The following is an 18,306-nucleotide window of genomic DNA, read 5'->3' on the forward strand; positions in this document are numbered from 1 at the left end:
CGTCGCGATAACGGGCGTTCGGCTTAGGACGCCTAGTGCGGCCAGCGGGCCGCGATCTCGTACAGCCCGATGGCGACCTCGAAAGCGATGAGCGCGACGACCGAGAGCTCGAGACGCAGCGACCTTTTGTCCTGGACAAGGTCGAGAAGCCACTCGGCCGAGTCGCCTAGCATCTCGAGCTTTCGCTCGATCGTGCGCGTGCGATCGCCCAGTTCGTACTCGGCTTCGAGCCGGCCGTAGAGGCGGTCGAGCTCGGGATGTTCCCATAGCAGGTCCGGCTTCTCGCCTATCCGCGCGCGTCCGACGACGCGGTGTTGAGCGGAGAGGACGCTGCCGATCTGGCGCATGATCTGGCGGATCGGAAGGTGGGCACGACCGTGCTCGCGCATATCGACGAGAAGTGGCTCGATCCGGTCGAAGGCGTCCTCGATCCGCATCTCGTCGCGCGCGAGGACGACCGAGCGCGCCAGCACGGTGGCGGCGAGCAGAAGCCGCTCGGGCGTGGCCTCGCGCAGTCGGATGCGCCCGTCGGCGGATACGGTCTCGTCGCCGTCGTCGCGCAGCTCGACCCGGGCGGTCTCGATCTCGGGGCTGGTCGGCGGGTCGACCGCGTGCGGCGCGACCTGCGCCAGGATCCGCGCCTCCTCCTCGGACGTCGCGCCGACGAGGACGACCGCGCCGTAGCGAAACACGAAGGCGCACGATCCCCCCAGCTCGACCAGCTCCGGGTCGCCGAACCCGGCGAGCGCGCGCATGTCGATCCGCGTGCCCAGCAGGTGCGCGCGCATGTCGATCTGGTCGCCGCGTCCGGGCAGCGGCATCACGAGCGCTTCCGGCAGGCCTGTCGGGCGCAGCGCCGGCATGTTGATCACGGGCATCGGCTCCTCTGTCCTGCGGCCATCGGGGACCGGACGATACTCACGCTGCAGCACGATTGCAGCCCCATCGCGCGGAGCGCCTGTCCCGCCGATCGCAGGACGGCGAGAGAGGTCAGGATCAGCGAGCGCCCGATCAGACCGTCAGACGCATCGTCCCGATCCCCGGATCGGTTCGGCCCGCTTCGCCTCTGTCGATCCTGCCCGCGAACCGACGCGCGAAAGTCGTATTGTCCTCGATCCGCACGACCACATCGTACCACAGGTCGCTGGCCTGCAACTTCCAGACATCGTCGACCGATGCCCCCGCGGCGATGTGGTGCCGACGCTCACGCTCCGCACCGGGATAGGCGGGGTCGAGCGTCACGACGAAGGTACGCGCCGTCGCCGCCCGATTGGTCAGCGTCAGCACCGCTGCCCCCGCCGCCACATGGCGGTTCAGCAGCACGTCGGCGCCGGCGGCCGCGTCGCCGGCGTACCGCTGGTGTAACCCGTCCGGACCGCTGAGCGTCAGATCATAGGCGTCGTCGTCCGTCCAGCGGTCGTGCGCGTGGCGCTCTCCCGCGCCGATGGTGAAATGCCAGGGGGCCTCCCGGTCGCGATTGTCGCGCACGCACAAGATCGCTCCCTGCCGCCCCCGATTGATCATCTCGAGCGTGAGTTTTCCCGCTCCGCTCACCAGCCCGACGACGTCGATCGCGTAAGGCAGCGGGCGAGCGCCGCGTTGTCCCGGCAGTTGCGACGTCGGGCGCTGGATCGCCGGGATCGCGCAGGCGGTGCCCGCCGCCGAGCGCGCGACCCGCTCGCGAAAGTCGCTGACCGACGGCAGCGGCGGTACGTCGCGCGCGCCACCGTCACGGAAGTCGAACGCCGAGGTGAGGTCGCCACAGACGGCACGGCGCCACGTCGAGATGTTGGGCTCGCGCACGCCGAACCGTTTCTCCAGGAAGCGGAGCACCGAGGTGTGGTCGAACAGCTCGGAGCAGACGTGCCCGCCCCGGGTCCACGGCGAGACGATGATCGTGGGGGTGCGGATGCCGAGGCCGATCGGGTGCGTTCCCGGCGCAGGTTGGGCATCGGCGGGATAGGTCTTGGCCTCGCCGTCGAGCGGCACGGTGCTGTGACCCCGGCAGGCGCCGATCGGCGGCACCGGCGGTGGCACATGGTCATAGAAGCCGCCTGGCTCGTCGTAGATCAAAAGGAAGGCGGTCTTCGCGAACACCTCGGGATGATCGACCAGCGCCTCGATCAGCCGCGCGGTGACGTGCTCTCCCTTCGCCGGCTCGGCGCTGGGATGCTCGGAGAGGTCCGCCGCGGTCACGATCCACGATACCTGCGGCAGTCGTCCGGCGGCGATGTCGGCGCGGAAGGCCGCGACGAGCTGCTCGCCGTCGGAGCGGGTGCGGTCGGCCCCGCTGGCCTGTTCGCTGACCCAGCCGCGACCGCGATGGTACAGCGACGTGTCGCGCGCACAGGGGCGGAAGGCGGGGAAGACCGAGAGCAGGTTGTCGCCGAAATTGTCGTGTTCCTGGTAGACGTTCCACGACACGCCCGCGGCCTCCAGCCGCTCGGCATAGGTGGTCCAGCGATAGGCGTCGGGACGTAACGGCTTATCGGTACGCATGTCGGCGCTGGGCGTCTCGTCCTCGCCGTAGTTGCTCATCTCGGGCTCGCCGCCGACCGCCCCGCCGCCGTTGCAGCCGGAGAACAGGTGAAGCCGGTTGGGATAGGTCTGCGTCAGCGTCGAGGCGTGATAGGCGTCACAGACCGTGAAGGCGTCGGCGAGCGCGTAGTAGAACGGCAGATCACCCGGGCCGTAATGGAGCATGCGGTGATGCAGTTCCTCGCTCGCGCCCCAGCGATCGCACCGCCCCTGATCGAGGATGTGCATGTGATGCGGGTGCGACTGGTCACCACCGTCGACCTTGAACGAGCGGGTGGTCGTCGAGTCGCCGTGGAACGGTAGCACATAGCCGTCGGGGTGCTGATGGGACGGCTGGGCCCAGATCGTGCGGCCGCCCGGCAGGCGCGCGGGGCGTGGGTCGCCGAAGCCGCGGACGCCGTTGAGCAAGCCGAGATAGTGATCGAAAGAGCGGTTCTCCTGCATGTGGATCACGACATGCTCGACGTCGCGGATCGTCCCGGTGCGTCCGCTCGGAGCGATCGCCAGCGCGCGGTCGAGCATGCCGGGCAGCAGCGCCGCCGCTCCTGCCGCGCCACCGATGAAGCCGCGTCGCGTCGTCCGGTTCATGTTTGCCTCCCAGCGCCGATCCCGCTAATAGCACTGGTATAGTCCAATTACGACACTGGTGTGATGGTGTCGTCTCGGGTGATGCAGCATGGCCGACGTGATCGATCTCATCTTCAACCTGTTCGAGCGCCACGGCCTCGACCGCTACGGCGAGGACACGACCCAGCTCAGCCACGCGCTGCAATGTGCCGCGCTGGCGCGGTCGAGCGGGTGCGCCGACACGCTCGTGGCGGCCGCGCTGCTGCACGACATCGGCCAGTTCGTCGACGACGCGGGGTTGCTCGCCGAACGGCGCGGGGTCGACGCGCGTCACGAGGATCTCGGCCACGCGATGCTGGCGGCGCATTTCCCCACCGCGGTGGTCGAGCCGATCCGCCTCCACGTCGCCGCCAAGCGTTACCTCTGCGCGGTCGATCCCGACTATGCCGCGACGCTCAGCGCCGCGTCCCACCTCAGCCTCAGCCTGCAAGGCGGCGCGATGGACGTGGCGGAACGTGCCGCGTTCGAGCGCGAACCCTTCTTCGTTGAGGCAGTGACGCTGCGACGCTTCGATGACGGCGGCAAGGCGACCGATGCCGACGACGCCGATCTCGCCTCATACCGCGGTCTGCTCGAGCGCATGGTGGTGCGCGCCGATGCGTCGCTGACGGCCTGACCCGGCGACGCGGGCTTGACCCGCATCCTTCCCGCCGCGATGCCGTCGCCTCAGCCGAGACGGATGGATGATGCCGACGACCAGCCTCGCCGACGCGCTGCGGATCGCGCCCCCCGCGCTCGACGGCTCACCGCATTATATCGCGCTGCGCGACCAGATCGCGCTGGGCATCGGCATGGGGAAGATCGCGCCCGGCGAGCGGCTGCCGTCCGAGCGTCAGCTCCAGCTCGGCACCGGTTCGGCGCGCGGCACCGTGCGCGAGGCCTTGTCCCAGCTCGAGGCCGAGGGGCTGATCTACCGGCGCGACCGGAGCGGCTGGTATGTCTCCCCGCCGGCGGTGACCTACGACCCGACGCGCTGGGCCGGGTTCATGACCTATGTCGCCGAGCAGGGGCGCACGCCGGCCACCGAGGTGCTCGCGCTGGAGACGGCGCCGGCCTCATCCGGCGTGGCAGATATCTTCCGGCTCGTGCCCGGCCGCCCGCTCCACGTGCTGCGACGGCGGCGATCGATTGACGGACGGCCCGTGCTGGTGGAGCGCATCATGGTGGATCCGACGCTCGCGCCGGGGCTGCTCGATCATCCGCTCGACGGCTCGCTCACGCGCGTGCTGACCACCGTCTATGGCATCACCGTCGCGCGCAACCGGGTCGACATGCGGCCTTGCGCGCTGATCAAGTCGATCGCGGACGAGCTCGGCGCCAAGTCAGGCACGCCGGGATTGTTGGTGGTGCGCACGAGCTTCGACGCCGGCGGCCGCGTGGTGGAATATGACGAGGAATATTGGCGCCACGACGCGGTGCGCGTCCACGTCGACCTGAGCGTCCGCGACTGAGCGGCTCAGCCGATCGGCAGCGACGCCAGCGCGGCGGGCAGATCGGCGACGCTGTCGATCACCACATGCGCGCCGGCAGCGTGCAGCTGTGCCGTCGCCGCGGCGACGCGGGCATCGCGCTCGGCGGGCGACAGCGCGCATAGCGCGGCGCCGTCGAGCCCGATCGCGTTGCCGCTGACGGCAACGCCCACGGTCCAGACGCCGGCTGCGCGCCCTTCGGCGACGCCGACCGCGGCGTCGTCGACCTTGACGCAGGCGCTCGCCGGCCAAGCATCGAGCGCGATCAGATTGTGCCACACCATCAGCGGCGACGGGCGGCCGCTCGGCGTCTCCCCGGCGCAGACGAGATGATCGGGCACATAGCCCTGCGCCGCGGCCGCTGGCAGGATGTCGGCCATCATCGCGCGCGTGTAGCCGGTGCACGAACCGATCCGCACGCCCGCGGCGCGCAGCGTCTCGACCGTGGCGGCGGCGCCCGGGATCAGCGTCGCGGTCTCGCGCGCCGCCGCGCGCATCATCGGTTCGAGCGCGTCGAGCAGCGCGTCTGCCTCGCCCGCGGCGGGATCGGCGCCATGCGCCGCCCGCCATGCAGCGGCCACGCGCGGCGCGCGCAGCAGCGCGCGGATATGGTCGCCCTTCGCCAGCCCCATGTCGGCCCGCGCCTCGTCCTCCTCGATCGGGACGCCGCGCCCGGCGAAGGCGCGGCGTAGCGCCATGACCGGTGCGCGGCTGCCGAAGTCGATCATCGTGCCCGCCCAATCGAACACCACGGCCTTGAGCGCCATCATCGGCAATGTCCCTCCGCCGCCAGTCCGGCGATCACATCCTGCGCGAGCGCGAAGGCGGTCGACGCGCCGGTACCGCTCGTCACCACGACCAGCCGCACGCCGGGGAAGAGCACGGTGACCAGGCTGTGGCGTCCTGCGATCGAGGCGTAGCTGCCGATCCAGCGTTCGATCACGCGCGGCGCCGTGCCGAACAGCGCGCTCCACTGCGCCAGGATGGCGTCGTCGATGTCGGCGCGCGCGAAGGGAGCGACCGAGTCGCCGTAGACATGGCTGTCGCCGACCACCAGCGTGCCGTCGGCGGATTGGACCGCGATCAGGTGGATGCCGTGTGCGATCGCCTCGCGCTCCTCGCGTTCCAGCCGCGTCGCCAGTGCGGCCGCCTCGGGCAGGTCGGCGAAGCCGGCGTAGCGCACCAGGCTGAGGTCGCTCATCACCGGCGTGGCCAATCGATAGCCGGGCGCGGCGAGGCGCAGCATCTGCAACGTGCATCGCTGCACGCCGTTCGTGGCGAACGCGTGCGGGAACAGCGCGGCGCCCTCGTCGCCGGGGCAGGCGATCACCGCAGCGGCGGTGTAGCTGCGCTCCGCGGTGATCACGCCGCCCGCGACCACCTCAGCGACCGCGACGCCGCGACGGAAGGTGACGCCGTGCGCGCGCGCCAGCCAGTCGGCGAGCAGCGCGACCGCGTCGCGCGACTCGACGCGAAGGTCGCGCGTGCTGCGCAGTGCCGCGACGATCGCGCCGGGGCGCAGCGCGGGCAGCGTCGCGGAAAGTGATCCAGAGGCGAGCATCTCGCATCCCTCCGCCATCTCGGTCGCCATGAAGGCCTCGAGCACCGCAGCGGCCTCGGGCCGGCGCGCGACGAGCGTCAGCCCCTCCTGCACGATCGCGATGCCCGCGGCGCGCGCGACCGCGCGCCACACCGCCGCGCTGCGCCGTGCCAGCTGCCACACGTCCCCGCGCGCCTGACCGGAGACCGTCACGAAGCCGAAGTTGCGGACCGACGCACCGGTGGCGCGCGCGTCGCGGTCGAGGACCAGCACACGCGCACCGCGCTCGGCCGCGGCGAGCGCGTGCGCCAGCCCGACGATCCCCGCGCCGACCACGATCACGTCGTACATGGCATCGCTTCCGTTCGGGTCGTGCGTCGAAAGTGCAGCGCCGACAGGGCCGTCATCACCGCCACCGCGATCGCGGTGGCGTAGCTGGCCGCGACGAAGAAGCGGAGCCACGCCACCGTCGGCGCGGCGACGCTGCGGTACACCAACAGCGCGACGCTGCCGGCGTAGCCGGAGCTGTCCGCGACATAGATCAGAAAGCCGGCGTTCGCCGCCTGGCCCACCGCGGCGACCATGCGATCGAACAGCATCGCGTTATAGGGCGTGTAGGCGAGGTACAGCCCGGCGCCGCCGAGGATCATCCAGCCGAGCGGGCTCAGCCAGCCGAGCTGGAACGCCACGGTCGCCACGCCGAGCAGCAGCGCGCCGCCCAGGATGATCGCGTGCATCGCCAGCACCGCCCGGCGATTATCCCGTACCGCGATCAGCGCGGCGAGACCCGCGAGGGCGACCGCGGCGACGGGCAGCTCGCTCTGCGAGAAGATCGCGGCGTCGCCGCGCGCGCCGAGCGCCTGCCACAGCTCGGCGGCGAAGTTGTCCCGCACGTCGCGCAGCGCGGTGAGCAGAACATAGCCCGCGATCAGCAGCGCCAGCGCGGTCCCGTGCGCGCGCAGGAAGGCGGATCGTGCCGTCCGCGACATCGGCAGCCGCGCGCGCCGCTCGGCGACGTCGCGCGTGTCGGGCGGGGGCATGCGTTCGAGCACCGCGACGCAGCCGACGAGCAGCGGTGCGAAGAGCAGGCCGGTCAGCGCCGGCATCCATGCTGCGCTGACCCCGGCGTCGAGCACCAGCGTCCCCACGCTCTTGACCACGCCCGAGGAGACGATGAAGCTCGCGCAGAGGATCGCCCCGATCAGCTCGGAGGTGCGACGCCCTTCCACATAGCTGAACACCAGACCCCAGATCAGACCGAGCGGTAGTCCGTTGAGGAACAGGAAAGCGATGTTCCAGGGCGCCGGCGTGAGCGCGAAGCCGACCAGCGCGACCCAGGCGGCGGCGATCAGCAGCAGGATCGCCGCACCGCGCCCGACCCGCCCGAACTCGGCGATGATGCGGATGCCGACCAGCTTCGACACGGCATAGCCGACCACCTGGGCGATCAGCAGCGCGCTCTTGTAATCGAGCGCGTGATGCCATCCTCGCACATCGGTGAGGGTCGCCGCGGCGAACGGCTTGCGAAAGGCATACATCGCGAAATACGCACCGAAGGCGGCGAGGCCGTAGAGTGCCGTCGCTGCGTAGCCGCGGTGCGTGACGGACGGTATGTTCGATCGCGACAGGCTGTCCATGCTGGTGGACTGGACCAGAAGCAAGTCACCGCGATGACAATTCGTGTGCGATACGCGGTGCGGAGCTGTCACGAAGCTGTCGCGACGATCTGCTTAGTCCTCAGTGGTACAGACCAGTTACGGGGGTAGGTATGACGACGACGCAGCAGCGCGGGGGGACTCGCTCGAAGCTGAGAGGGCTTCTCTTGGCCACGACGGCAGCGGTGCTCGTCACCCTGTACCCTCGCCACGCGCAGGCGCAGGTCGGCGGTGACACGCCCGAGAACGAGGTGGTCGTCACCGGGTATCGCCGCTCGCTCAGCGACGCGCGCGACATCAAGCGCGACTCGGTGATCCAGAAGGATGTGATCGTCGCCGAGGACATCGCCAAATTTCCCGAGCTCAACCTCGCCGAGTCCCTGCAGCGGGTCGCGGGCGTGCAGATCACGCGCGAGGCCGGCGAGGGCCGGCGCATCTCGCTGCGGGGTCTCGGTCCCGATTTCGCGCGCGTCCAGCTCAACGGCATGGAGGTGCTCGGCAACGTCGACTCCGCGCAAGACAGCCGCGGCCAGCGAACCCGAGATCGCGCCTTCGACTTCAACATCTTCGCTTCCGAACTCTTCTCGCGGGTGGAGGTCGAGAAGACCTTCCAGGCGGCGCAGAAGGAAGGCGGCATGGCCGGCACGGTCGGGCTCTTCACCGGCCGTCCGTTCGACTATGCGCCGGGCAGCAAGGGCGCGCTGGTCGGACGGCTGGGCACCAACCAATACACCAAGGATGCGCAGCCGCGCGTCGCCGGGTTGCTGAGCTACAATTGGGACAATGAGGTGGGCGTCCTCGTCTCCGCCGCCTGGTCGCGCCGCCGCACCACCGAACAGGGCCATAACACCTACAATTACGATCGGCCCGACGCGGGGACGCTGCGCGACCTGGTCGACAAGGGTCTCGATATCTCGTCGCTCAGCGCGGTGCAGCAGCGCAAGTTTCTCTCCGGCGACCTGTATTTCGCCGACGGCAATCGCCTGTCGTCGTGGAACGCGCGGCAGAAGAGGCTCGGCATCACCGCGGCGGTGCAGTGGCGTCCGGCCGCCAACCTGCTGCTGACGCTCGACGGGCTCTACGGGCGGCTCACCACCGCGCGTGAAGAACTGCACCTGGCGACGCGGCCGCTCGAGTCCGACGGCTCGGTCGCCTTCGACACGCCGGCCGGCAATCCCTGGCCCGCGGCGTTCCAGACCGCGTCGACGATCAACGACCTGCGCTGGGACAGCAGCGATTACGTCACCCGCACCGACGTCACCGGCACCACCTTCGGCAGCGAGAACCGCCGCTCGCTTAACAAGACCCGGTTCCGCTCGATCGAGCTGACCGGAACGTGGGACGCCAACGACGCGCTGACGATCGATGGCCACGTCGGCTATCAGAAGTCGACCTATCGCACGCCCTACGACGACAAGTTCTATATGCGGGCGACAGGCAATCTGATCGCGGATTACGGCGAGGACGGGCGCTCGGCCGCGTTCGACTATCCCGGCTGGAACCCCACGGATCCCGCCAACTACGCGATGGACTCCTTCTACTATCGCTCGTTCAATAACGAGTCGGAGCTGCGCGAGGGCGTGGGCAACCTGCGCTTCAAGGTCAGCCCGGCACTGACGCTGCGCGCCGGCATCGCCTATCATCGCTTCGAACAGGACGGCATCGATCTGTTCTACGACGACGACGTCAACGGCACGCGCGCCAAGGCGCGCGGCACGAGCGTCTCCGACATCACCGACGTGTTCCGCAACCCCTTCGGTGCCTGGCTGATCGGCGACTATGCCAAGGGCTTCGCCAAGTACAACGAGTATCACCGGCTCGGGCCGAACGTGGATGGCTCGGGCGGCGCGCTGCAGGACATCGAGAACGTCTACACCACGACCGAGGAGACCGAGTCCGGCTATCTCCAGCTCGACTGGGACACCGAGCTGTTCGGCAAGCGTCTGCGCGGCAATGTCGGTGCGCGCGGCTATCACACCCAGACCGAGAGCACCGGCTGGATTCAGGGTGACAGCTACGCCTATCTCGGAACGACCGACGTGGAAGGCAGCTATTCCGGCGTGTTGCCCGCGCTCAACGCCGTGCTGGAGCTCACGCCCGAGATGCTGCTCCGGTTCGCCGCGACCAAGAACCTCAACCGTCCCGGTCTGTCATCGATCGCGGCCCAAGGCAGCGCCTTCCGCAACGACGACAACGGCGAGATCACGGCGTCGCGCGGCAACCCCAAGCTCCAGCCGTACAAGGACACCACGCTCGACGTCTCGGCCGAATATTATTTCGGCAAGGTGGGGTTGCTCTCGGCCAGCGTGTTCCAGAAGTGGATCACCAACTTCATCGGCAACGTGAACCTCGAGAACGTGCCGTTCAGCCAGACCGGCATCCCTTTCTCCACGATTCCGGGCGCGACCGCGGACACGATCGTCAAGGAGTTCTCCATGCCGGTGAATGTGTCGGGGACGAAGAGCCTGACCGGCGTCGAGCTGGCGGCGCAGGCGCAGTTCAGCTTCCTCCCCAAGCCGCTCGACGGGCTCGGTGTCGTCGCCAATTACACGTTCGTCGACGCGCCCAAGGACATCACCGGGATCTCGCGCGGCAGCTACAACGCCACGCTTTACTATGAGACGAACCGCTGGGGCGTGCGCGGTGCGGTGAGTCATCGCACGCGCTATTACACCGGGCGCAGCGACGAGGTGATGAACGCGGGCACGCGCGGCTTCGACGGCACCACCTATGTCGACGCGGCGGCCTTCGTGAACCTGACCGCCGGCGTCCAGCTCACCTTCAACGCCATCAATCTCACCAACCAGAAGGAGACGCAATTCTGGGGGCAGAACCGGTACCTCTACAACCAGACCCAGAGCGGCACGACGTACATGGGTGGGTTCAGCTTCAAGTTCTGAAGGGAGCCGCGAGGCGCGGGCCTGCCGCCCCATCGCTCGCTCGCGAAGGCCAACCGCTGCTTGATCGCGCGCCGCGTCTCGGCACAGGTCAGCCACGTGTCGCGACCGGCGCTGGGCCCGCCGTTCGCGCGCGCATAGGGGTGATGCTGCCATCGGATTCACATGAAGAACGTGTCGTACGGCGTGAGCAGCACCCGTAACCCGACTCGCTCGAGCAGGCCGAACAGATCGTCCCACAGACGTACCATCGTGGGGACGAAGCGTCCGGCGGGACGCTCCAGATAGCGATGCTCGCCATGGCAATATTCCAGCATCAGCCGGATGACGGTGACCCCATGGGCGCGCAGCTCGAGCAGGTGCCGCTCCACCACCGCGAGGTCTCGCCGCCGGAACAGCGGCGCGAGGTCGGGCCAGGTGATCGCGTCATTGTGCCCGATCGGAGTCCAAGGCGCGCCCTCCTCGGTGACGAAGTAAGGCGAGCCGGGCGCCGCGCGAACGCGGACCATCGGCGGGGCGAGCGAACCTAGCGGGACATGCACCGGCGTCGACTAGCCAGTCGAACGCGCCGGCACCGTCGCGACTCATCGGTTCGGCAAGGTGGCTCGCCAGGAGCTAATCTCCGGCAATCAGATTGTTGGACGTGGCGACCGAACAGAGCCGAGGGAGCGAGCGGGCTCTCGGCGTTTTGTCGTTTCCAGTCCCGCGACGTAGAGTCTCGCGGGCGTCGGTGTGCCGCGCACGCACGTCGCCCGTGCGTCGCGGCGCGGGAGAGACGTGCGCCACCTGACCTAGGCCTTGAGCCCCTTGGCCATGTTGAGGTGGGCGGTAACGGTCGGCACCAGACCCTGTGCGAAGGTCTTGAGCGCGGGCACGTCTCCAGAGGCCGCGTAGGCCTTGAGCACGTCGAGCGTCTGCTGATGTGCCGCCGACTGCGCCGCGACATAGGCGCTGTCGAACGCGCTGCCCTTGGCGGCGCGCAGGCTCTCCATCGTCTGCTGCTGGTCGGCGCTGAGCGTCGCGACCGGCTGGATCGCGGGCGACAGTCCGGCGGCGACGGTCTTCAGCTTGGCGGTGGAGGCCTCGTGCGCGTCGATCATCGCCTGAGCATAGCGCTTGATCGCGGGCGACGAGGCGTTGGTGAGCGCGAGGCGCGACGTCTCGATCTCGAAGGCATCGCTCGCGGCCGCGGTGTTGGCGAAGCTCTGGCCGCCACTGGCGGGCGCGGTGGCGGTCGGCGTGGCGGTCGCCATACCGGTCGCGCCGAGATCGCTGCCGTTCGCCGCGCCGGTCTGCGTCGTGTCGTTCCCGCGGCTGCACGCCCCGAGTGCCAGTACCGCGCTGGCAGCGAGAATCGTCGTACGAAGGCTCATGGTGTCGGTCCTCTCCGAAGCTTCGCAGCGTAAGCGCCCGCGCGCGTGCAACGTTCCGAGAACGAGCCCGATCGCGCGTCAGCGTCGTTATGGGCGGGTGCGGCAGCGAGCCGTCATTCCTCGTGAGGAGCAATCGAGCATGAGCATCTTCGGCAACATCATGAGCAAGATCTTCCACCACAAATCCGCCACGCCAGCTCCGCAGGGCGACGTCGGCGCGGCGTCTTCGCCGACCACAGCGGCGCCTCCGGCCGCAGCGGCACCGGCGCAGGCGCCGGACATCGCGCCGGCGGCAAGCGTCGACGTCGGCGCGGTCCTGTCGGAGATGGCGTCGCTCAAAGGCGGCGGCGGCAATTACCAGTCGTCGATCGTCGACCTGCTCAAGCTGCTCGACCTCGATTCCAGCCTGGACGCGCGCAAGGAGCTGGGAGCCGAGCTCGATGTCCACGCCGGCGCGGACGGCAGCGCCGAGCAGAACATCGCGCTGCATAAAGCGGTGATGGCGAAGCTCGCGGAGAATGGCGGCGTGGTGCCGGACAGCCTGCGCGGCTAGGATCGCGGTGACAGTCGAGGCGGCGCCGGGGAGCGCCGCCTCATCCCGTCGCGAGGGGGCCGGGCGACGGACTGCTAGGGCCGGCCGCGTCGGCCGGCTCATAGGCCACTACCCACTCGGGATAGCCGTCGGCGCTCATGACGATGTCGGGATGACCGACCGGATCGCTGCCCGTCTCCACCCAGCCGGCGCCGAGGCACCGCTGGCAGATCGCACGCTTGCAGCGGAAGCTCACGAGGTCGATCTCGACGTTCCACTGGCCGTGACCGCGGCAGACGGGGCAGCGCGCGTCGAGTGCACCATTGCGTGGCTGCAGCGGGATCATGTCGAAGGCGTGCGGACTGTCGGGCCCGGCGCACTCGACCACATCGCTGACATGGGGCATCGATCGTCTCCTCGATCGCTCAACCGCCGAGGCATGGGCGAGTTGCCCTCACACTACCGGCTCCCCGGCGGCGAACACAGCGGGGACAGGATCTCGGGAGCGTGGACCGCGTTAGGCTGCGGCTGGATCAAGGAGCACGGACATGGCGAGACTGGCGAAGTTCACGATTGAGCCCAACGGCGACGAATATCTGCTGCTGATCGAGAGCGACGAGGGGGAAGCGCTCGAGCTGGTGGCAAGCCTGGAGCAAATGGACTTGCTCGGTGAGGCGGTCGACGAGCTGCTGGTGCAGGAGGATGCTGACGACGAGGACGAGTGAGGGGCCGCGGTGAGTCGCTTTCGGCCCGAGCGCTGATTCGCCTTTGACGAGACAAGTGGCCGGACCGCTTAACGGTGGTCCGGCCTTTCTCTCTTTAGTTTACGCTAGCGACCACGCCGAACGTCACGGCACGCGCTACCCGGCGGTACCATATTCTGGCCAGACCGCCTGCGAGAAGACGCCGCCGTCGACCAGCAGGGTCTGACCGGTGACGAAGGCGGACTCGGGTCCGGCCAGCCAGACCACCGCGGCGGCGACATCCGCGACCGTGCCGACCCGCCGCAGCGGAGTGATCGGCGACCAGCGGCCGGCATAATCGTCCACCTCGGCGCGCGTGCGGTCGGTCTCGATCGCGCCCGGTGCGACGCAGTTGACGCGGATGCCGTGCGGCCCTAGCTCGAGCGCCGACACCTTGGTCAGCTGCTCGATGCCGCCCTTGGAGGCGGTGTAGTCGACGAGGCGCGGGAAGGCGAGCAGGTTGCACCCGGACCCGAGATTGACGATGGCGCCGCCGGTGCCCGCCGCGACCATCCGACGGGCAGCCGTCTGGGTGTGCAGGAAGCAGCCCTTGAGGTTGGTGCGGATCACCCGATCCCAGTCCTCTTCCGCGAGCTCCAGGAGGGGCGACCAGGTCTGCACCCCGGCATTGTTGACCAGGACGTCGGGCGTTCCTCCCCAGTCGGCGAGGGCAGCGTAGAAGGCGTCGACCTCTACCTTCACGCCGACGTCCGATCGGTTCGCGAGCGCGCGTCGTCCGAGCGCCTCCACTTCCGCGACGAGCGTGTCCGCGCGATCCTCACCGGTCAGGTAGTTGAACGCCACGTCCCAGCCACGGTGCGCCAGCGCCAGCACCATCTCGCGTCCCAGACCGTCATTGCCGCCGGTGACGACGGCGGTTCTGTTTGAACCTATCATTCGCTCCTCCCTCTCGTCGCGGAGACCGTCGCACGATGGCGCCTGATCGTCCGTGCTCGACATGTCGCAGCGCTATACGCACCGTCGAGCGTGTTCCGCCAGCGACGGGCACATGCGGGAGTGAGGGGCCAGGCGCGTGCTCCGACACCCGATGCCAGCCCGCTTGGCCCGCCAAGACATCGTGAGCGGAAGCCTGATCGGCGGGTCATGCACGCCGCCCCCCAAGATCGGCCTGGCACCGCATCGCCGCGCTCCCATATGTCACGCATGGCGCTGCCGCGGACGCTCATCGATCCCAAACTCATCTATCTCGAGGCCGCCGCCCGCGATTACCCCCGGGGCCGAGAGGTGCTCGCTCGTTTCCCTGGCGCGGAGCTGGTCGAGGTGGCGAGCCACTGGCAGATCCCGCAGCTCTCCGACCCGGCGCTCGCCGGGGACTGGCTGCGGGTCAAGCGCGACATCCTGGTGCTCGGCGTCAAGAAGGGCCTGGCGATGCGTCCCAACGGGCGATCGGCGGACTTCATCGCGCCGTCCTCGTCGAACGGCTGCGCCATGGCCTGCGCCTATTGCTACGTCGGGCGGCGCAAGGGCTATGCCAATCCGATCAGCATCTTCGTCAATATCGACTCGATCGCGCGGGCGATCGGCCGGCACGTCGCCAGACTGGGTCCGAAGCCCGTGCCCGACAGCATCGACCCGGTCGACTGGGTCTACGATCTCGGCGAGAACGGTGATCTCTCGGTCGACGCGTCGCTGTCGGACAATGTGCGCGATCTTGTCGCGGCTTTCCGCGATCTGCCCAACGCAAAGGGTTCGTTCGCGACGAAGTTCGTCAATCGCGACCTGCTCGACTATGATCCGCGCGGACGCACCCGCGTGCGGTTCAGCCTGATGCCCGAGGCGATCGCCAAGATCGTCGACGTGCGCACCTCGGGGATGAGCGAGCGGATCGCCGCGATCAACGACTTCGTCGACGCGGGCTACGAGGTACACGTCAATTTCTCTCCCGTGATCGTCCACGAGGGCTGGGAGGCGGAGTGGAAGGCGCTGTTCGCCGAGCTCGACGCCGCTCTGTCGCCGGCGGCGCGCGCGCAGCTGAAGTGCGAGGTCATCTTCCTCACCCACAACGAGGCGCTGCATGACCTCAACCTGCTGTGGCACCCGCGCGCGGAGGAATGGCTGTGGCGGCCCGACCTGCAGGAGCGCAAGTGGAGCCAGTCGGGCATGCGCAACCTGCGCTACAAGGCGGCGTGGAAGCGCCAGTGGCTCGACCGCTTCCTCGCCTGGCTGAGCGAGGCGCTGCCCTATTGCACGGTGCGCTACGCCTTCTGAGCGGCGCGGGCGCGGGCGCGGTCAGGCCTTAGCGCGGGTCGATGCTCCCCCTCACCGACGACACAGCGGCGCGCTCATCACCGCAGCCCCATCAACCGCAAGGCGCGGAGCACGGTGCCGCGCGTGACAGGTCCGCCGCGCGGTGCGATCAGCCCGCGTTCCCTGCACGCGGTGACCAGATCGCTCGTCTCGGGGTAGGTATCGGTCGTGCCGGTGCGTCGGCGATGATCGCGGGTGGTCGCCTCGATACAGCGGATGACCGGCTCGGCCCGCGCGTAAGCGCCCGCGCGGCGTGCGCCGTGCCGAAGTTCCAGGTCTCCGATCCCGTCCATCATGGCGCGGCTTCTAGCGAGAGTGTCGGCGCGTACCATCTGGTGAACGGCGATTCTCGACGTCCGGGCCGGCACGCGCGACGAAAATCTTGCAGTGGCGGGGAAGCTGGACGAGAGCGAAGGGTGACGCCAGCGAGATCGCGCGAGTCGATACGAACGAAAGGCGGGAGGGACGCCGCTCGCCGCGCGTCCTTCCCGCCTCAAGAGGCCCGCTATAGGTGAACGGGCCGGCCGCGATCAGATGGCCTGACGCGGGCGGAACACCACGCGGCGGCGACGCATCGCGTAGCCGACCACGCCGAAGCCCATGATCATCATCGCCCAGGTCGCCGGCTCGGGCACCGCCGAGTTGATCGGGGTGAAGGTCGCCTGACCGCCGTACGCGCCGTTCCCGCGCGACAGGCCATTGACGACGAGACGGTTCAGCTGACCGGCGACGATCGGCACGTTGTTGACGAAAGCGACCTCGAAGGCGCCTCCCGCCGTGCGCGTGATCTGCGCGGCGACACCGTTGATGAAGACCGAGGTGAAATCGACGTCGCTGACCGAACCGAGGTCGGTCACGCTCGTCGTCACCGTGCCGCTGCCCAGGCCATCCATCGGCAGGGTGAAGATGAAGGTGTCGGTGAACGTACCCGCGCGGATGCCGCGGTTGAAGAAGGCACCCGAGAAGGAGCCGCCGGCGCCCTCGGTCGCGGTGAAGTTGCGCGAGCCGACCGGGAAGGTGGCCGCCGCAGCAGAGGAGGCGGCGCCGGTCGCCGCGGCCGCCGCCAGGGCGAGCGCTACAAGATTCTTCATTCGCGATCCTCTTACGTCTTATCGTCGTGAAAGCGGCTCTCGGCCGCAGCGCGCGTCCCTGCCACTCGCGTCGCAGAAGGTTAACCAAATACTTACTTTGCCGATCTCTTTCGAAACACACTGCGGCTTTGAGGGCACAACGGTGCCGATCCGGTAAAGCTAGCGCCGGAGCCGCCGCTCACGTCATCGCTTCGGCCCCGTGCTGCCGCCAGGTCCGAAGCTCGGCGGGGTGGTCCCGCTCGCCCAGCCTCGATCGGGTGGACGCGCCATGACCATCTCGAGCGACGCGCCGCGCCGCGTGCCGCGATCACTAGGCGCGCGCCGCCGGGCCGTGTCACGGTCGCCCGCGGGGAGAGCCGGCTCCCGATCACCAGCTCGGCCCGTCCTGGATGGAGTGGCTAGAGCATCAAGGCGGATCGGACGTTCCAGGACGACATCTCGCCGAGATCGTCGTTGCCGGAGATACCCGCGTACGGGGCAGGGGAGTTGCCGCTCAGGAGATCGGCACTCCTCCGGTGACCGCGACGACGTTGCCCGACATGTAGCTACCCTCGGCCGACGCGAGCAGCACATAAGTGGGCGCGAGCTCGGCCGGCTGGCCCGCACGCCCCAGCGGAGTGTCGTGGCCGAGCGTCTCCAGCTGCTCGGGCGACTTGGCGATCGGCTGGATCGGCGTCCATATCGGCCCGGGCGCGACCGCGTTGACGCGGATGCCGTCCGGCGCCAGCAGGTTCGACAAGCCGACGGTAAGGGTGGAAATCGCGCCTTTGGTGGCGGCGTAGACGATCATGGTCTTGTCCGCGACCTTGGCCTGCTCGCTCGTCGTGTTGATGATCGCCGCGCCCGGACGCAGATGGGGTGCCGCTGCCTTGACCAGGCGGATCATGGCGAAGACGTTGGCGGCGAAGGCGCCCTGCATCTCGTCGTCGTCGATCGTGTCCAACCCCGCGTTGATCGTCTGCGCGGCGGCGTTGTTGACCAGGATGTCGAGGCCGCCGAGTTCGGCGACGGTGCGTTCGACGAGATGAGCGCAATGGTCGCGGTCACGGAGGTCTCCCGGCACCAGCAGAGCGCGCCGGCCGGCCTTCTCGACCCAGGCGCGCGTTTCCTCGGCGTCGGGCTGCTCGTCGGCAAGGTAGGACAGGGCGACGTCCGCGCCCTCGCGCGCGTAGGCGATCGCTACCGCACGGCCGATCCCCGAATCACCGCCGGTGATCAGCGCGACCTTGCCGGCGAGCAGCCCTTTACCGACGTAGCTCTCCTCGCCGTGATCGGGCTTGGTGCGCATCGCGGTGGTCAGGCCGGGGCGGGGCTGCTGCGGTTCGTCGGAGAAGCTGGTGGGCTGTCGATCGCGGGGGTCGTCGGACATGAGCGCTCCTGGGGACTGGTAGGGGGTTGGGCGGCGGTCAGCGGCCTAGGACTTCTTCGATTTCGCGCCCTTCTTGCCCAGCTCCGCCTGCGCCGCGGAAGATTTGCGCGGGTTCTTCTCACCGTCCTTCGCCGCCTTGGCGTTGGCCTTCTGCGCCGTCGCGCTGCCGTTGCCCTTCTTCTCCGTCATGATCGCGCTCCTGAT

The 18,306-nt window shown here is 69.0% G+C and carries 19 protein-coding genes; 6 read left to right on the forward strand and 13 right to left on the reverse strand.

What is annotated here, in order from left to right; all coding sequences use genetic code 11:
- Positions 1-32 precede the first annotated feature (32 nt).
- Both K7957_RS11870 and K7957_RS11875 read right to left on the reverse strand, forming a co-directional pair.
- Positions 33-878, reverse strand: coding sequence for an RMD1 family protein (locus K7957_RS11870; RefSeq protein ID WP_223012186.1), 846 nt, complete (start codon positions 876-878; stop codon positions 33-35).
- 133 nt (positions 879-1,011) lie between these two features.
- On the reverse strand, positions 1,012-3,126 hold the full coding sequence (locus K7957_RS11875; RefSeq protein ID WP_223012187.1) for a phosphocholine-specific phospholipase C: 2,115 nt from the start codon (positions 3,124-3,126) through the stop codon (positions 1,012-1,014).
- 88 nt (positions 3,127-3,214) lie between these two features.
- Between K7957_RS11875 and K7957_RS11880 the strand changes: the two genes are divergently transcribed.
- Both K7957_RS11880 and K7957_RS11885 read left to right on the forward strand, forming a co-directional pair.
- Positions 3,215-3,781: an HD domain-containing protein gene (locus tag K7957_RS11880; protein ID WP_223012188.1), complete on the forward strand. Its 567-nt coding sequence runs from the start codon at positions 3,215-3,217 to the stop codon at positions 3,779-3,781.
- Between the two features lie 70 nt (positions 3,782-3,851).
- Positions 3,852-4,616 (forward strand): UTRA domain-containing protein, encoded by a 765-nt coding sequence (locus tag K7957_RS11885; protein ID WP_223012189.1) that lies wholly within the window; start codon positions 3,852-3,854, stop codon positions 4,614-4,616.
- Positions 4,617-4,621: 5 nt separating this feature from the next.
- Here the strand turns inward: K7957_RS11885 and phnX are convergent, their stop codons facing one another.
- The 3 genes from phnX to K7957_RS11900 are packed head-to-tail and all read right to left on the reverse strand — an operon-like array spanning position 4,622 to position 7,811.
- Positions 4,622-5,401: a phosphonoacetaldehyde hydrolase gene (gene phnX / locus K7957_RS11890; protein ID WP_246616985.1), complete on the reverse strand. Its 780-nt coding sequence runs from the start codon at positions 5,399-5,401 to the stop codon at positions 4,622-4,624.
- On the reverse strand, positions 5,401-6,525 hold the full coding sequence (locus K7957_RS11895) for a TIGR03364 family FAD-dependent oxidoreductase (protein ID WP_223012191.1): 1,125 nt from the start codon (positions 6,523-6,525) through the stop codon (positions 5,401-5,403). The genes phnX and K7957_RS11895 overlap by 1 nt, the downstream gene beginning before the upstream one ends.
- On the reverse strand, positions 6,513-7,811 hold the full coding sequence (locus K7957_RS11900) for a DUF5690 family protein (protein WP_223012192.1): 1,299 nt from the start codon (positions 7,809-7,811) through the stop codon (positions 6,513-6,515). Before K7957_RS11900 ends, K7957_RS11895 begins: the two co-directional genes overlap by 13 nt.
- Positions 7,812-7,996: 185 nt before the next feature.
- Here K7957_RS11900 and K7957_RS11905 point away from each other — a divergent pair, with 185 nt between their 5' ends.
- A complete protein-coding gene (locus K7957_RS11905; protein WP_246616986.1) occupies positions 7,997-10,729 on the forward strand; it encodes a TonB-dependent receptor in 2,733 nt (910 codons plus the stop codon).
- A gap of 158 nt (positions 10,730-10,887) precedes the next feature.
- Here K7957_RS11905 and K7957_RS11910 read toward each other — a convergent pair whose 3' ends face one another.
- Positions 10,888-11,235 (reverse strand): hypothetical protein, encoded by a 348-nt coding sequence (locus K7957_RS11910; RefSeq protein WP_223012194.1) that lies wholly within the window; start codon positions 11,233-11,235, stop codon positions 10,888-10,890.
- 282 nt (positions 11,236-11,517) lie between these two features.
- Positions 11,518-12,099, reverse strand: coding sequence for a DUF4142 domain-containing protein (locus tag K7957_RS11915; protein ID WP_223012195.1), 582 nt, complete (start codon positions 12,097-12,099; stop codon positions 11,518-11,520).
- 139 nt (positions 12,100-12,238) lie between these two features.
- On the opposite strand from K7957_RS11915, the gene K7957_RS11920 reads away from it, so the two are divergent.
- Positions 12,239-12,652, forward strand: a complete 414-nt coding sequence (locus tag K7957_RS11920) for a DUF3597 family protein (RefSeq protein ID WP_223012196.1) — start codon at positions 12,239-12,241, stop codon at positions 12,650-12,652.
- Between the two features lie 40 nt (positions 12,653-12,692).
- Here the strand turns inward: K7957_RS11920 and K7957_RS11925 are convergent, their stop codons facing one another.
- The gene (locus tag K7957_RS11925) at positions 12,693-13,037 is read right to left on the reverse strand and encodes a hypothetical protein (RefSeq protein WP_223012197.1); all 345 of its coding nucleotides are present in this window, start codon (positions 13,035-13,037) and stop codon (positions 12,693-12,695) included.
- A gap of 142 nt (positions 13,038-13,179) precedes the next feature.
- Here K7957_RS11925 and K7957_RS11930 point away from each other — a divergent pair, with 142 nt between their 5' ends.
- Positions 13,180-13,356 (forward strand): hypothetical protein, encoded by a 177-nt coding sequence (locus K7957_RS11930; protein ID WP_223012198.1) that lies wholly within the window; start codon positions 13,180-13,182, stop codon positions 13,354-13,356.
- A gap of 135 nt (positions 13,357-13,491) precedes the next feature.
- On the opposite strand, the gene K7957_RS11935 is transcribed toward K7957_RS11930, so the two are convergent.
- The gene (locus K7957_RS11935) at positions 13,492-14,271 is read right to left on the reverse strand and encodes an SDR family NAD(P)-dependent oxidoreductase (RefSeq protein ID WP_223012199.1); all 780 of its coding nucleotides are present in this window, start codon (positions 14,269-14,271) and stop codon (positions 13,492-13,494) included.
- Between the two features lie 267 nt (positions 14,272-14,538).
- On the opposite strand from K7957_RS11935, the gene K7957_RS11940 reads away from it, so the two are divergent.
- Complete coding sequence (locus tag K7957_RS11940) at positions 14,539-15,603, forward strand: spore photoproduct lyase family protein (protein WP_223012200.1); 1,065 nt, start codon at positions 14,539-14,541, stop codon at positions 15,601-15,603.
- A 77-nt stretch (positions 15,604-15,680) separates the two neighbouring features.
- Here K7957_RS11940 and K7957_RS11945 read toward each other — a convergent pair whose 3' ends face one another.
- The 4 genes from K7957_RS11945 to K7957_RS11960 all read right to left on the reverse strand — a co-directional run bounded on the left by K7957_RS11945 (position 15,681) and on the right by K7957_RS11960 (position 18,291).
- Positions 15,681-15,938 carry a hypothetical protein gene (locus tag K7957_RS11945; protein ID WP_223012201.1) on the reverse strand — a complete coding sequence of 86 codons (258 nt, stop codon included), beginning with the start codon at positions 15,936-15,938 and terminating at the stop codon, positions 15,681-15,683.
- Positions 15,939-16,172: 234 nt separating this feature from the next.
- Positions 16,173-16,733, reverse strand: a complete 561-nt coding sequence (locus K7957_RS11950; RefSeq protein ID WP_223012202.1) for an FxDxF family PEP-CTERM protein — start codon at positions 16,731-16,733, stop codon at positions 16,173-16,175.
- Between the two features lie 493 nt (positions 16,734-17,226).
- The gene (locus K7957_RS11955; protein WP_223012203.1) at positions 17,227-18,102 is read right to left on the reverse strand and encodes an SDR family oxidoreductase; all 876 of its coding nucleotides are present in this window, start codon (positions 18,100-18,102) and stop codon (positions 17,227-17,229) included.
- Positions 18,103-18,147: 45 nt separating this feature from the next.
- Positions 18,148-18,291 carry a hypothetical protein gene (locus K7957_RS11960; protein WP_223012204.1) on the reverse strand — a complete coding sequence of 48 codons (144 nt, stop codon included), beginning with the start codon at positions 18,289-18,291 and terminating at the stop codon, positions 18,148-18,150.
- Positions 18,292-18,306 lie beyond the last annotated feature (15 nt).

The sequence above is a fragment of the Sphingomonas yunnanensis genome, assembly GCF_019898765.1.
GTDB classification, from domain to species: domain Bacteria; phylum Pseudomonadota; class Alphaproteobacteria; order Sphingomonadales; family Sphingomonadaceae; genus Sphingomonas; species Sphingomonas yunnanensis.

Excerpts from the sequence above, each read along its gene's own strand:
- K7957_RS11870 (WP_223012186.1), bottom strand. The coding sequence starts at position 878 with ATGCCCGTGATCAACATGCCGGCGCTGCGCCCGACAGGCCTGCCGGAA.
- K7957_RS11875 (WP_223012187.1), bottom strand. The coding sequence starts at position 3,126 with ATGAACCGGACGACGCGACGCGGCTTCATCGGTGGCGCGGCAGGAGCG.
- K7957_RS11880 (WP_223012188.1), top strand. The coding sequence starts at position 3,215 with ATGGCCGACGTGATCGATCTCATCTTCAACCTGTTCGAGCGCCACGGC.
- K7957_RS11885 (WP_223012189.1), top strand. The coding sequence starts at position 3,852 with ATGCCGACGACCAGCCTCGCCGACGCGCTGCGGATCGCGCCCCCCGCG.
- phnX (WP_246616985.1), bottom strand. The coding sequence starts at position 5,401 with ATGGCGCTCAAGGCCGTGGTGTTCGATTGGGCGGGCACGATGATCGAC.
- K7957_RS11895 (WP_223012191.1), bottom strand. The coding sequence starts at position 6,525 with ATGTACGACGTGATCGTGGTCGGCGCGGGGATCGTCGGGCTGGCGCAC.
- K7957_RS11900 (WP_223012192.1), bottom strand. The coding sequence starts at position 7,811 with ATGGACAGCCTGTCGCGATCGAACATACCGTCCGTCACGCACCGCGGC.
- K7957_RS11910 (WP_223012194.1), bottom strand. The coding sequence starts at position 11,235 with ATGGTCCGCGTTCGCGCGGCGCCCGGCTCGCCTTACTTCGTCACCGAG.
- K7957_RS11915 (WP_223012195.1), bottom strand. The coding sequence starts at position 12,099 with ATGAGCCTTCGTACGACGATTCTCGCTGCCAGCGCGGTACTGGCACTC.
- K7957_RS11920 (WP_223012196.1), top strand. The coding sequence starts at position 12,239 with ATGAGCATCTTCGGCAACATCATGAGCAAGATCTTCCACCACAAATCC.
- K7957_RS11925 (WP_223012197.1), bottom strand. The coding sequence starts at position 13,037 with ATGCCCCATGTCAGCGATGTGGTCGAGTGCGCCGGGCCCGACAGTCCG.
- K7957_RS11930 (WP_223012198.1), top strand. The coding sequence starts at position 13,180 with ATGGCGAGACTGGCGAAGTTCACGATTGAGCCCAACGGCGACGAATAT.
- K7957_RS11935 (WP_223012199.1), bottom strand. The coding sequence starts at position 14,271 with ATGATAGGTTCAAACAGAACCGCCGTCGTCACCGGCGGCAATGACGGT.
- K7957_RS11940 (WP_223012200.1), top strand. The coding sequence starts at position 14,539 with ATGGCGCTGCCGCGGACGCTCATCGATCCCAAACTCATCTATCTCGAG.
- K7957_RS11945 (WP_223012201.1), bottom strand. The coding sequence starts at position 15,938 with ATGATGGACGGGATCGGAGACCTGGAACTTCGGCACGGCGCACGCCGC.
- K7957_RS11950 (WP_223012202.1), bottom strand. The coding sequence starts at position 16,733 with ATGAAGAATCTTGTAGCGCTCGCCCTGGCGGCGGCCGCGGCGACCGGC.
- K7957_RS11955 (WP_223012203.1), bottom strand. The coding sequence starts at position 18,102 with ATGTCCGACGACCCCCGCGATCGACAGCCCACCAGCTTCTCCGACGAA.
- K7957_RS11960 (WP_223012204.1), bottom strand. The coding sequence starts at position 18,291 with ATGACGGAGAAGAAGGGCAACGGCAGCGCGACGGCGCAGAAGGCCAAC.